The sequence below is a fragment of the Streptomyces ochraceiscleroticus genome (assembly GCF_000720485.1).
Taxonomy (GTDB): domain Bacteria; phylum Actinomycetota; class Actinomycetes; order Streptomycetales; family Streptomycetaceae; genus Streptomyces; species Streptomyces ochraceiscleroticus.
Window position 1 is genome coordinate 146,915 of the sequence record NZ_JOAX01000017.1, and the last position, 12,231, is coordinate 159,145.

At 72.8% G+C, this 12,231-nt stretch carries 12 protein-coding genes and 1 pseudogene; 10 read left to right on the top strand and 3 right to left on the bottom strand.

Translation table 11 applies throughout. The features are described 5' to 3' along the window. The first annotated feature begins 37 nt into the window (after nucleotides 1-37). The 4 genes from IG84_RS0121810 (at nucleotide 38) to IG84_RS0121825 (ending at nucleotide 5,473) form a co-directional block, all read left to right on the top strand. The gene (locus tag IG84_RS0121810) at nucleotides 38-910 is read left to right on the top strand and encodes a methyltransferase (protein ID WP_078649165.1); all 873 of its coding nucleotides are present in this window, start codon (nucleotides 38-40) and stop codon (nucleotides 908-910) included. Then, nucleotides 907-2,601 (top strand): CoA transferase, encoded by a 1,695-nt coding sequence (locus tag IG84_RS0121815; RefSeq protein WP_037800709.1) that lies wholly within the window; start codon nucleotides 907-909, stop codon nucleotides 2,599-2,601. The genes IG84_RS0121810 and IG84_RS0121815 overlap by 4 nt, the downstream gene beginning before the upstream one ends. Further along, the gene (locus tag IG84_RS0121820; protein WP_051862169.1) at nucleotides 2,598-4,247 is read left to right on the top strand and encodes a class I adenylate-forming enzyme family protein; all 1,650 of its coding nucleotides are present in this window, start codon (nucleotides 2,598-2,600) and stop codon (nucleotides 4,245-4,247) included. Before IG84_RS0121815 ends, IG84_RS0121820 begins: the two co-directional genes overlap by 4 nt. Before the next feature lie 95 nt (nucleotides 4,248-4,342). Next, a complete protein-coding gene (locus IG84_RS0121825) occupies nucleotides 4,343-5,473 on the top strand; it encodes a PP2C family protein-serine/threonine phosphatase (RefSeq protein WP_051862170.1) in 1,131 nt (376 codons plus the stop codon). A 34-nt stretch (nucleotides 5,474-5,507) separates the two neighbouring features. Here IG84_RS0121825 and IG84_RS0121830 read toward each other — a convergent pair whose 3' ends face one another. Continuing rightward, nucleotides 5,508-6,407: a DUF5707 domain-containing protein gene (locus IG84_RS0121830; RefSeq protein ID WP_031059754.1), complete on the bottom strand. Its 900-nt coding sequence runs from the start codon at nucleotides 6,405-6,407 to the stop codon at nucleotides 5,508-5,510. Between the two features lie 239 nt (nucleotides 6,408-6,646). Between IG84_RS0121830 and IG84_RS0121835 the strand changes: the two genes are divergently transcribed. Then, on the top strand, nucleotides 6,647-7,246 hold the full coding sequence (locus IG84_RS0121835) for a TetR/AcrR family transcriptional regulator (protein ID WP_031059757.1): 600 nt from the start codon (nucleotides 6,647-6,649) through the stop codon (nucleotides 7,244-7,246). 4 nt (nucleotides 7,247-7,250) lie between these two features. Further along, the gene (locus IG84_RS0121840) at nucleotides 7,251-8,438 is read left to right on the top strand and encodes a GDSL-type esterase/lipase family protein (protein WP_031059759.1); all 1,188 of its coding nucleotides are present in this window, start codon (nucleotides 7,251-7,253) and stop codon (nucleotides 8,436-8,438) included. Here IG84_RS0121840 and IG84_RS0121845 read toward each other — a convergent pair. Beyond that, nucleotides 8,435-9,070, bottom strand: coding sequence for a LysE family translocator (locus IG84_RS0121845; protein WP_031059760.1), 636 nt, complete (start codon nucleotides 9,068-9,070; stop codon nucleotides 8,435-8,437). The two genes, IG84_RS0121840 and IG84_RS0121845, sit on opposite strands and share 4 nt — an antisense overlap. After that, a complete protein-coding gene (locus IG84_RS0121850; protein WP_031059762.1) occupies nucleotides 9,067-9,441 on the bottom strand; it encodes a hypothetical protein in 375 nt (124 codons plus the stop codon). Before IG84_RS0121850 ends, IG84_RS0121845 begins: the two co-directional genes overlap by 4 nt. A gap of 206 nt (nucleotides 9,442-9,647) precedes the next feature. On the opposite strand from IG84_RS0121850, the pseudogene IG84_RS42335 reads away from it, so the two are divergent. From IG84_RS42335 to IG84_RS0121860, 4 genes and pseudogenes are all read left to right on the top strand, one after another. Further along, nucleotides 9,648-9,791 (top strand): annotated as a pseudogene (locus tag IG84_RS42335) (hypothetical protein); the annotation flags it as partial. Between the two features lie 122 nt (nucleotides 9,792-9,913). Beyond that, on the top strand, nucleotides 9,914-10,201 hold the full coding sequence (locus IG84_RS42340) for a hypothetical protein (protein WP_245659503.1): 288 nt from the start codon (nucleotides 9,914-9,916) through the stop codon (nucleotides 10,199-10,201). Next, nucleotides 10,201-10,650: a TetR family transcriptional regulator C-terminal domain-containing protein gene (locus IG84_RS0121855; protein WP_342668458.1), complete on the top strand. Its 450-nt coding sequence runs from the start codon at nucleotides 10,201-10,203 to the stop codon at nucleotides 10,648-10,650. Before IG84_RS42340 ends, IG84_RS0121855 begins: the two co-directional genes overlap by 1 nt. 159 nt (nucleotides 10,651-10,809) lie before the next feature. Continuing rightward, the gene (locus IG84_RS0121860; RefSeq protein WP_051862184.1) at nucleotides 10,810-11,964 is read left to right on the top strand and encodes a low temperature requirement protein A; all 1,155 of its coding nucleotides are present in this window, start codon (nucleotides 10,810-10,812) and stop codon (nucleotides 11,962-11,964) included. The last annotated feature ends 267 nt before the right edge of the window (nucleotides 11,965-12,231 follow it).

Below are 12,231 nucleotides of genomic sequence, written 5' to 3' on the forward strand. Positions count from 1 at the left end.
GCCTGAGAGCCGGCGCCCGGTGAGTAACGAGCGGCTCATGCATTGCAGAGAGGCGGGGAGCACACTGCGCCAGACCCTGAACGACACGGACAGCACGGACTACACGTACGACACCCCCGGTTACGTCTTCGACAACGACAGCGCGCACAGCGAGGAGCAGCACCGCTGCCTGGCCGCCGCGTACGACCCCGTAACCCTCCCGCGGCTGGCCGCGACAGGGGTCGGGGACGGCTGGCGGTGCCTGGAGATCGGTTCGGGCGGCGGGAGCGTGGCGCGCTGGCTCGCCGCACGCGTCGTGCCCACCGGTGAGGTGACCGCCACCGACGTCAAACCGCACCACATCCCCGAGATGCCGGGGCTCTCCGTGGTCCGGCACGACGTGGTGACCGATCCGCTGCCCGAGGCGGCCTTCGACCTCATCGTGGCGCGCCTCGTCCTGCAGCACCTCCCGGCGCGGGGCGCCGTGCTCGACAAACTGGTAGGCGCCCTCAAGCCCGGCGGCCTGCTGCAGATCGACGAGTTCGACACCTCCTACGAACCGCCCCTGCTCGCCCCGGACGCGCGCGCGGCCGAGCTGTACTCGGCGTTCCTGCGGGCGAAGGCCGCCGCGATGCGGGCGGGCGGCGGCGACCCGCACTGGGGGCGGCGGGTGCCGGCCGCGATGCGGGCCGCCGGGCTGGTCGACATCGATCCGCAGCCGTTCATCGAGGCCCGGCACGCCGCCTCGGCAGGGCTGCGGCTCCAGCTCCACCACACCTACCACCTGCGGGACAAGCTGATCGCCGAGGGCATGACCGAGCGGGACCTGGAAGACGTACGCGCGCTGATGCGGGACCCGTCCTTCCGCGCGGCGTCCAGCATCCTGTACTCGACACAGGGCCGCCGTCCGGCGGTGGGAGGCGGCTCGTGACCGCCCCGCCGCAGCCGGTCGAGGCCGCGGTCGCGGGGCGCGTCGCGGCGCGCGCCCTGGACCTCGCCGACGCCCCCAAGTCCGGCCGGCCCGCGTACGCGATCGACTGGGCGGGGCCGGTCGGCCTGCCGCTGCCCGACGAGCGGGCCGTCCAGGCGGCCTGCGGCATCATGCACGTGCACGGCCGCGCGGCGGGCCGCCCCGCACCGCTCGCCGTCGACTACGCGTCGGCGGTGGCCGGAGTGCTGGCCGCGCAGGGCGCCCTGGCCGTCCTCATCGGCCGGTCCCGGGGCCTGGCGCTGGACCGGGTCCGCACCTCGGTCGCCCAGGCCGCGCTGCTCTCCGTCACGCAGTACCTCGCCGCCGCGACCGCCGACGACGACCCGCCCGAGCCGCTCGCCCCCGGCGAGTGCGCCTGGCTCACGGCCGACGGGGTGCACATCGAATTAGAGACCCTGGATCCACTGCAGTGGCAGGACTTCTGGCGGCGGCTCGGCGCACCCCCCGCCGATGTCGGGCGCGGCTGGCGCCCCTTCCAGCAGCGGTTCGGCACCGCCGGCTGCCCGCTGCCGGCGTCCCTGCACGAGGCGGTGGCCCGCGCCCCGTTCCGGGCCGTGCGGCACGCGGCCGGCGAGGCGGGCGTCAGCGTACTGGCCGTCCGCGAGGACCCGTTCCCGCCGATCGGCATCCGGCCGTGGACCCTGACCCCGTTCCCCGAGCGGGCCGCCGAGCGGCCTTCCCCCGCAACGGGAGCACCGCTCGGCGGCCTGCGGGTCATCGAATCGACCCGGCGGGTACAGGGCCCGCTCGCCGGGCACGTCCTCCGGATGCTCGGCGCCGATGTCATGCGCATCGAGCCGCCGGGCGGCGATCCGATGCGCGGCATCCCGCCGATCGCGGGCACCTGCTCGGCCCGCTTCAGCGCGCTCAACGTGGACAAGACCGTGGCGGAGATCGACCTCACCACCGAGGCCGGCCGGCGCGAGGTCCACGAACTGGTCTCCGAGGCCGATGTCTTCCTGCACAACTGGGCGCCAGGCAAGGCCGCGCAGCTCCGTCTGGACGCCGACGACCTGCGCGGGGCCCGCCCGGGCCTGGTGTACGCCGGGGCCTCGGGCTGGGGCGACGCGCTCGGGCCGACGCCGCCGCTCGGCACCGACTTCCTGGTGCAGGCCCGCAGCGGCCTGGCCGCCGCGCTCCGACCCGCCGACGAGGTCCCCGTCCCCTCCCTGATGACGCTCACCGACGTCCTCGGCGGCCTGGTGTCGGCGCAAGGCGTACTGGCGGCGCTGCTCACCCGCATCCGCACCGGTCACGGCGGCCGCGTCGACTCCTCCCTGCTCTCCGCGGCCGCGGTGATCCCGCGCCGCCGGCGGCGGGTCGAGTGGACCCCGCTGGACCGTCCCGTGCGGACCGCGGACGGCTATCTCGCGCTGGGCCCGGAAGCCCGCGCCCACCCAGAGCGCGTCGCGCGGATCACGGGGCCCGGCGCCGCGGCGGACCTCGCCGCTTCCCTCCTCCGCTTCCGCCTCCGCCCGACGGGCTTCTGGTCGCCCCGGCTGCACGAGGCGGGCCTGACCGCGACGCCGGTCTGCACCGACCTGCGCGACCTGCCCCGCGCCCCGGCCTTCCGCGGGGCGATCGCGACGGCGGAGCACGCGTATCCGCTCGCCCCCTGGGAGTTCTCATGACGGCGGAGTCAGCAGTTGCCACGCCGAGGACCGTGTGGACCTCGCGCGACGGAGTGGTGATCCACGATCTCGTACCGGAGCGGGACCGCCGCGCCTGGGCCGCCCGGGGCCACTGCCCGGACCGCGACCTGTACTCGCTCTTCGCCGAGCACGCCCGCCGGCACCCGGGGCGGGAGGCGGTCATCGACGCGGCGGGCGCGGTGGACTACGCCACCCTCGCCGCCCGGGTGCGGCGCATCGCCGCTGCCTTCGCCGCCGCGGGCCTGGGCGCGCGGGACATCATCGCGCTCCGGCTGCCCAACGGCCGCGAGGCGGTTGCGGCGGAGCTGGCGGTGGCCGCGCTGGGTGCGGTGTCGCTCCCCTACCCGCCCGGCCGCGGCACCCGGGACACCGTCAGCCTGCTGACCCGCTCCCGGGCCCGCGGCGCCGTCTTCTCCTCCCCCGACGATGTTGCTCTCCTTCCTCAACTAGCTTGTTTGCGCGCGGTGTTCGCCCCCGGCGGCCTGCCCGGCGCCCGTCCGCTCGATGTCCCCGCGCCCGCCTTCCCGGACCCGCCGCCGACCCCCGATCCCGACTCCCCCGCCCGTATCCTCGTCTCCTCCGGCTCCGAGGCCGAGCCGAAGATGGTTGCCTACGCGCACAACGCGATGGCCGGCGGCCGGGCCGCGTACATCCGGGCCCTGCACGCCGACGGCACTCCGCCGCGCCACCTCGTCCTCGTCCCGCTCGCCTCCTCCTTCGGCTCCTGCGGCACGCCCGTCACGGTCGCGGCGCTCGGCGGCACCCTCCTCGTCCAGGACTCCTTCGACCCGGCGGCGGCCCTCCGCATGATCAGCGAGTACCGCCCCACGCATGTCTTCGGCGTGCCGACCATGCTGCGCCGCCTCGCCGACCACCCACCGCTCCCGGGCGAGGACCTCACCGGCCTGCGGGCCGTCGTCTCCAGCGGTGCCGCGCTCCCCGCCTCCACCGCCGACGCCTGCCGGCGGCGGTTCGGGCGCCCGGTCATCGCCGTGTACGGCTCCTCCGACGGCGTGAACTGCCACACCGCGGCGACCGGCCTCACCCCGGAGACCGGCACGGGCCGCCCCGACCCCGCCGTGGCCGCCATCCGCATCACCGACGGCCACGGCGATCCGCTTCCCCCGGGGCAGCCGGGCGAGATCTGTGCCCGCGGCCCGATGACCCCGCTCTGCTATGTCGCGAGCCCGGAGCTGGACGCCCGCTACCGCACCGCCGGCGGCTGGGTGCGCACGGGCGACCTTGGGCTGCTGGATGCGCACGGCCGGCTGCACGTCCTCGGCCGGCTCCGGCAGATCGTCGTACGCGGCGGATACAACATCAGTCCGGCCGAGGTGGAGCGGGAGCTGGGCGCCCATCCCGCCGTCGCCGAGGCCGTCTGCGTGGCCGTGCCGGACCCCGATCTGGGCGAGCGCCTGTGCGCGTGCGTCCGCGAGCTGCCCGGTACGGCCCCGTCGCTGACCCTGCCGGACCTCACCGCCTTCCTGGAGCGGGAGCGCGGCCTCGAACGCCGCAAGCTCCCCGAACTCCTCCTCCGGCTGCCGGAAATGCCGCTGGGCCCGACGGGCAAGATCTGCCGCCGGACCCTGACGGCGATGGCCTCGGCAGCACCCCGGCGCGCCTGAGAGATTCCGCCGGTGGCCGCTCGGAGGGATACCGTTCGGTGGCCTTCGGCTTGCCGTGAGCTGCTTGCGGCGTAGTGGGCGGGCAAGATGGCCTGATGAGGGAGTTGGCAGTGTGGTCGCGGACGCGTCATTGGATTCCGGCGGCGGTGATCGTTCTCGCCGTGCTGGTGGACCTGCTGACGCCCTCACCCGTGTCGTCGGCGCCGCTGCTGGCCGTCGCGCCGGTGGCGGCGGTCTCCCTCCTCCGGCCGGTGGGCATCATCGCCGTCGGCCTCGCCGCGATGCTGGCGCACGCGGGCCTGGCGTACGCCGCCGGCTCCTTCGGCTGGCAGGCCGGCATCGCCAACCAGGTCACTCTTCTGGCGGTCACCGCACTGGCCGTGGGCCTGGACCGGTCCCTGCGCTCGCAGCACGCCAGCGCCAGCCGGGCGCGGTACGCCGCCGAGGTGGCCCAGCGGGCCGTGCTGCCCCGGCCGCCCAGCAGGCTGGGTGACCTGAGGATCGCGGCCCGGTACGTGCCGGCCGAGGACATGGCCCTGATCGGTGGCGACCTCTTCGTGGTGCAGGACACGCCGTTCGGCGTCCGCGCGATGGTCGGCGACGTGCGTGGCAAGGGCCTGTCCGCCGTCGCGGCCGTCAGCGTCGACATCGGCGCCTTCCGCTACGCCGCCGACCACTCGCCCGACCTGCCCGACCTGGTGGAGGTCATGGAGGAGGCGCTGCTGCGCGAGGGCCGGCGCCGGGAGGGCCCGGACGATACCGAGGGGTTCACCACCGCTCTGATCGTCCAGTTCAGCGACGACCTGGAGCAGGTGCAGCTCGTCAATCGCGGGCACCCGGCGCCGCTCCTGCTGTACGCGGACGGCCGGGCGCGCGTGCTGGAGCCGGCGGAGGAGGCGCCGCCGCTGGGCATCACCTCGCTGGGGAGCTGGGCGTCACCGGTGGAGACGTACGCCTTCCCGCCCGGGGCGATGCTGCTGTGCTTCACGGACGGCGTGACCGAGGCCCGCGACCGCGCCGGCGCCTTCTACGACCCGGCCGACCGGGTCCCCGGCATGCTCCGCGACTATCTGCGCCAGACCGGCCATCCCGCGGAGCCGGCGGCCGTCCTGGACTTCCTGGCCCGCGACGTCAGCCGGCACAGCGCCAGCGCCCCCCAGGACGACCAGGCCCTCCTCGCCCTCCACCGCCCCCTCCCCCACCAGGACCTTCTCACCCACGGGTGACCGGGCCCCGGCGGGGAAGGGGGCGTGCCGGGCGTCAGCGCACGTCGACGCAGTCGCCGGTGGAGGTCACGGCGGGGGTGGTGGAGGTACCGGCGAAGCTGTAGCGCCAGCAGGTGTCCGTGCTCGCGGTACGGGTGGTCTTCACCTGGCCCGCGGTCGAGCCGCTGCCCGAGGTGTACGTCTTGAGCGTGGCGTACGTGCCACCGCTCGCGGGACGCGACTGGAGCTTCACCGACTGCTGGGTGTAGCCGGCGTACTTGGAGGTGTCCCAGTTGGCGCGGGTCAGCGAGCCGGTGATGGTGAGGGTCCGGCCCTTGAGGACCGGCTCGGGCGAGGCGTTGGTGGTGAGCTTGGAGTAGCGCTTCACCGAGAAGGACTTGACGTTGTCCTGCTGGACGTAGTCCGCGTCGTTGCCCTGCGCGAGCGCCCACACCTTCCACGTGCCGGCGTCGGTGTTGGACAGGTACAGCGGGTCGACCGTGTACGTCAGCGTGCACTTGGAGGCGGTGTCCGACGTCGCCGTGCAGTCGGCCTCTTCCTCGTTCGCGACGACACCGGTGTCCATGTCGTCGAAGGTGGCGCCACCGTGCCACAGGATGGCGTCGGCCCAGTCGATGCCCGAGGCGTCGGTCGCGGTGAAGGTGACCGTCACCGTTTTGGTGTTGGTGGTGCCCAGGACCACGTCCTTGCCGCCGTTGACGACGACGTTGGAGATCGTCGTGTCGCCGTACCCGTCGTCGGCGGCGGCGCGCAGGCCGGCCGGCGCGGCCTTCTGCTTCGCCGATGCGGCCTGCTGCACTGCGCTCTCCTGCGCGGTCCGGGCGGCCACGGTGGCGTCGCCCGTCCGCCCGGCGTCGGCCTGCGCGACCGGAATCGCGAGAGCGGTCAGGGCCAGAGCGCCGCTCACGGCGGCGGCAGTGGCACGTCTATGCATGGTGTTCTCCAGGTGGAGAAGGGGCCCGGAACTGGCTGCTCACAGGCCCGAGGGTGCGAAGGAGTCGGTTGACTCGACGGGGAAGATCATCCGGAGCATCGAAAGGTTGTACGGGCGGCTGAGAAATTTCCCCGGCGGCCACTGCCTCCACTGTCTCGATACTCGCCTAATCGAGATACCGAGTTGCCTAAAAGCATTAGGCAAATGCATAATCGATTCCGGACGACCGGGAGGACGGCATGACGCGCCGCGTAGGACTGACCACGGAACGGCTGACCCGGGCGGGGGCGGAGCTGGCCGATGAGGTCGGGTTCGACCAGGTGACCGTCTCGGCGCTCGCCCGGCGGTTCGACGTCAAGGTCGCGAGTCTGTACTCGCACGTGAAGAACTCGCAGGACCTCAAGACCCGGATCGCCCTGCTCGCCCTGGAGGAAATGGCCGACCGGGCCGCCGCTGCGCTCGCCGGGCGGGCCGGCAAGGACGCGCTGACCGCCTTCGCGAACGTCTACCGCGACTACGCCCGGGAGCATCCCGGCCGCTACGCCGCGGCCCAGCTCAGGCTCGACCCGGAAACGGCGGCCGCGAGCGCGGGCGTGCGGCACGCACAGATGACGCGGGCGATCCTGCGCGGCTACGACCTGACGGAGCCCGACCAGACACACGCGGTCCGGATGCTGGGCAGTGTCTTCCACGGCTACGTCAGCCTGGAGCTGGGCGGTGGTTTCAGCCACAGCGCCCCCGACAGCCAGGAAAGCTGGTCACGGACGCTGGACGCCCTCGACGCACTGCTGCGGAACTGGCCCGCGCCCCCGAACACCCCCACCACGCCTACAGGTTGAGACCATGCACACCGAGCACAACACCGCACACACCTGGATCACCACGCCCCTCACCGCGGACCTGCTGCGCGGCGCCCTCGATCTGGAGCACACAGAGCACGGGGTGCTGCCGCACCGGCTGCCCGCCTGGGCCCGCAAGCAGATCCCCGACGGGCAGCTTGCCATGGCGGAGTCCCAGCCCTCCGGCGTGCGACTGGTCTTCCGCACCCGTGCCACCGCCGTCGAACTGGACGCGTTGCCCACCAAGCGGGACTACGTGGGCGCCCCGCCCCGCCCGGACGGCGTGTACGAGCTGCTCGTCGACGGCCGCCCGGCCGACCGGGGCAGCGTCACGGGCGGCAACACCCTGACCATCGACATGACCACCGGATCCGCCGAGACCCGGCCCGGTCCGGCGGGCACCCTCCGCTTCACCGGCCTGCCCGGCCGCGCCAAGGACGTCGAGATCTGGCTGCCGCACAACGAGACCACCGAACTGGTCGCCCTGCGCACCGACGCGCCCGTCGAGCCCGTACCGGACCGCGGCCGCAAGGTGTGGCTGCACCACGGCAGTTCGATCAGCCACGGCTCCGACGCCGCCGGGCCCACGAGCACGTGGCCCGCCCTCGCCGCCTCCCTCGCGGGCGTGGAACTGATCAACCTGGGCTTCGGCGGCAGCGCTCTGCTCGACCCGTTCACCGCCCGTACCCTGCGGGACACCCCCGCGGACCTGATCAGCGTCAAGATCGGCATCAACCTGGTCAACGCCGACCTGATGCGGCTGCGCGCCTTCGCCCCCGCCGTCCATGGCTTCCTCGACACCATCCGCGAAGGCCACCCGGCCACACCGCTGCTGGTCGTCTCGCCGATCTACTGCCCGATCCACGAGGACACCCCCGGGCCGGCCGCTCCGGACTTCAGCGACATCGGTGCCGGGAAGCTGAGTTTCCGGGCCACGGGCGACCCCGCGGACCGCACCCGCCTGACGCTCAACATCATCCGGGCGGAGCTCTCCCGGATCACCGCCGCCCGCGCGGCCGAGGACCCGAACCTGCACTACCTCGACGGCCGCGAGCTCTACGGCGAGTACGACCACGCCGAACTGCCGCTGCCCGACCGGCTCCACCCGGACGCCGCCACCCACCGCCGCATCGGCGAACGCTTCACGAAACTGGCCTTCACTGCCAATGGCGCCTTCGCGCCCACCCGTTAATCCGTGCGGCCCGTCGCGGCGACGGTGACACCGAGGCCGATCATCGCGAGTCCGCCGGCCCCGCCGACCACGGCGAGCCGCCGCGGCGACCGGGCGAACCAGCTCCGCGCGGTGGCCGCGGCCATCCCCCACACGCTGTCGGAGACCACCGCGATGACGTTGAAGACCAGGCCGAGCAGCAGCATTTGAGCGGTGACGTGCCCCTGTTCGCGGTCCACGAACTGCGGCAGTACGGCGGCGAAGAAGACGATCGTCTTGGGGTTGGCCACACCGACGGCGAATCCCTCCCACACCGTCCGCAGGCCGCCGCGCGCCGGGGCGTCACCCGCGAACGCGGCCTGCAACGCCCCGCGCTGCCGCACCGCCTTGACGCCGAGGTACACCAAGTACGCGGCACCCACGAGCTTCAGCGCCATGAACACCAGGGCCGAGCGCTCCACGAGGGACCCGACTCCCAGCGCCACGGCCACCACGAGCACGTACGCCCCGAGTGCGTTCCCCACGACCGTGGTCAGCGCGGCACGGCGCCCCTGCGCCAGCGCCCGCCCGATCACGAACAGCACGCTGGGCCCCGGAACCACGATCAACAGAAAGGACATGGCCGCGAAGGCGAGCAGCCGGTCGATGGTCATACGTCGAATCCTTCCTCCGCCGCCCGAAGCCACTGCCTGGTGGCCGCCAGGTCGGCATCGGCCCGGCTCATGACCACGTAGAGGAAAATACCGTCGTTCCCGCCGCGGGAGAGGGGGCGGATGAGGTGGTACTCGTCATCCAGCGTGATCAGTATGTCTTCCATCCGGTCGGGGGTGTAACCGAGCGTTTCGAGCGCGGCGAGCTTGGCCCGTACGACATCGGTGTCCACCAGCGCCGCCTTCTCCAGATCGGGTCCGGCGGGGTGGCCGATGGCGCCCAGCAGGAGCCGACTGTAGTAGTCGACCACAGAGGCCCCGAGGACACCGTCGATCTTCAACAGGTCCCGCAACGTCTCGTTGATGCCGGCCACGGCCCATCTGCCCCCGATGCTCACAGCGATACCCGGCGACACTCAGCGACGAGGCCCGCACTGCCCACGCTCCATCTTTGCAGGCCGCAAGACGTCCACACACCCTTTGACCAGAACCGTCGTCCCTTGTCCGACCAGGAACGCCCCGGAACGACACAGAACAACCCGGAACGCACATGACACTTATGCGCAGAGAGTGACGGGCGATGCCCCCCGGACGAGGGACCATCGACGAGCTCGTTGACAAGCTTGTGCAATATTGCCGACCACAGGCGGGCGGCGCGCTGTTCACCGACGACGTCGAACCGTACGAGCTCCTCAAGGTCCGGCTGCTCAACGGCACCCACTCGCTCATCGCCTACCTGGGCGCCCTCGCGGGCTGCGACACCATCCCGCAGTCCACCGCGCGGTCCTGTGGAACGAGTACCTCCCGAGCCTCACCGTCCCCGACGACGTCGATCTGGACGCGTACGTGGCCCGGCTCTTCACCCGCTGGTCCAACTCGGCACTCGGCCACCGCACCCGCCAGGTCGGCTCGGACGACTCCCCCGGCTTCGCCCCCGGCGAGCACGCGGCCGCCATGGCGGACCCGGCCCGCGACCGCCTCGCCGCCCTGCGCGCCCGCACCGGAGACGGCCCGGCGTTCGCCGCCGCGCGGTCCGCGACGGTCTGCAGCGCACCTCGCTGCGTGCCGTCGCCGACGAGGCCCAGCTCAATATCGGCTCCCTGCGCCACTACTTCGCCGGCCAGCAGGAGCTGATGCGCTTCGCGATGCAGTCGATGCTCGACCGGGTCGGCGGCCGGCTGCTCGCACACGTGGAGCGCATCGGGGATCTGGGTCGTCACCCCCGCCCCGAGCGGCTCCGGCTCGCTGCCGGGCTCCTGGCCGAGCTGCTGCCCCTGGACGAGACCCGCCGCGCCGAGGTCACCGTCTTCCTGGACTTCAACACGGCCGCCCGCACCGATCCGGCCTTCGGCGACCTCACGCGCCAGGCCGCCGAAGGCACCAGAAAGCTGGTGCGCCGCGTCCTCACCCGGCTCGACGCCACAGGCACCCTGCGCCCCGGTCTCGACCTCACGATCGAGACCGAGCGGCTGACGGCGCTCCTGGACGGCCTCGGCCTCAGCGCTGTCCTGCACCCCGAGCTCCTCACCCCGGAGCGATGCGGCGATGTGCTGCTCGCGCACCTGGAGGCCCTGTCGCGGTAATCGCCGCTCCTCGCTCGCACGCGGTGCGCCGCGTATGCGTACGTCCCCGAGCGGGTGGAAGGGTGGGAGTGCCATCGAGCGGCAGCCGAAGCAGGAAGAGGAGAGGCAGAGCGCGTGAGCGACGAGAGTACGTGGCGTGGTGGACCGATGCGGCGGGTGATGCGGGGGCGTGACCCGGACGAGGAACACCGCGCCTCCACGCCGCTGGAGCTGCTGTTCGACCTGACGTTCGTGGTCGCGATCTCGCAGGCCGCCGCCGAGCTGCACCACGCGCTGGCCGAGGGACACACCGGTGCGGCGCTGCCCGGGTACGCCGCGGTGTTTTTCGCGATCTGGTGGGCGTGGGTGAACTTCACCTGGTTCGCCTCCGCCTACGACACGGACGATGTCCCCTACCGGCTCCTGACCCTGCTGCAGATGGCAGGGGTGCTGGTACTGGCCGCAGGAGTGAAGCCCGCCTTCACGCACGGCGACTTCGCGGTGGTGGTCGTCGGCTATGTGATCATGCGGGTGGCGATGGTCACGCAGTGGCTGCGGGCCGCGGCGGAGCATCCGCAGGGCCGGGGCGCGGCCGTGCGCTACGCCGTGGGGATCATCGTTGTGCAGGCCGGGTGGATCGCCCGGCTGTGGACACCCGAGTCATGGGCGTGGGTCACGTTCGTGGTGCTGGTGGCCGCGGAGCTGGCCGTGCCGGCCTGGGCGGAGTTCCGGGGGCGCACCACGCGCTGGCACCCCGGCCACATCGCCGAACGCTACGGCCTGTTCACCATCATCGTGCTCGGCGAGGTCATTCTCGCCTCCTTGGCGGCCGTCCGGTCCGCCGTGAGCGAGGGGGGCCTGTCCGCCGGGCTGTTGATGATCGTCGTCGGCGGTCTGCTGCTGGTCTTCTCCCTGTGGTGGCTCTACTTCACCGGCCCGGAGGTCACCCTGCCCTGTCTGAAGACCGCGCTCGCCTGGGGGTACGGCCACTACGTGATCTTCGCGGCCATCGCTGCCCTGGGTGCCGGACTGGAAGTGGCCCTGGGTGCCGCGGAACACCACGCACACCTGTCGGCCCGGGGCGCGGCGCTGACCGTGGCCGTGCCGGTGGTGATCGTCCTGGTTGCCCTGGGCGTTCTGCACCGCTTGACCGGTACCGGCGCCGTGGGGCACGAACTGCTGGTGGCCGGCGGTGCGCTCGTCGTGCTGGCGCTGGGCTTCGCGGCCCCGGGACTCGGGGTGGGCGGTGCGGTACTGGGAATGGGCCTGGCCGTGGCCGCCACCCTGGCCGCCAATCTCCTCGCCATCTGCCGCCGCACCGCCACCGCGGTATGACGCTCGTGTCGTGGAGTGTTACCGGGGGCTCGTGAACGAGGCCCGCGTGCACCGAAGGGGCCGGACACCTGGGTGTCCGGCCCCTCGTCACCACCGCTCCTGCGCCGGCGCGGTGGCGCTGTGCCGGGCGGCGTGAGGGCGCCGCCCCGTCATTCCGCTCAGAAGAATCCGAGCTTCTTCGCCGAGTAGCTGACCAGCAGGTTCTTGGTCTGCTGGTAGTGGTCCAGCATCATCTTGTGGTTCTCCCGGCCGATGCCGGAGTTCTTG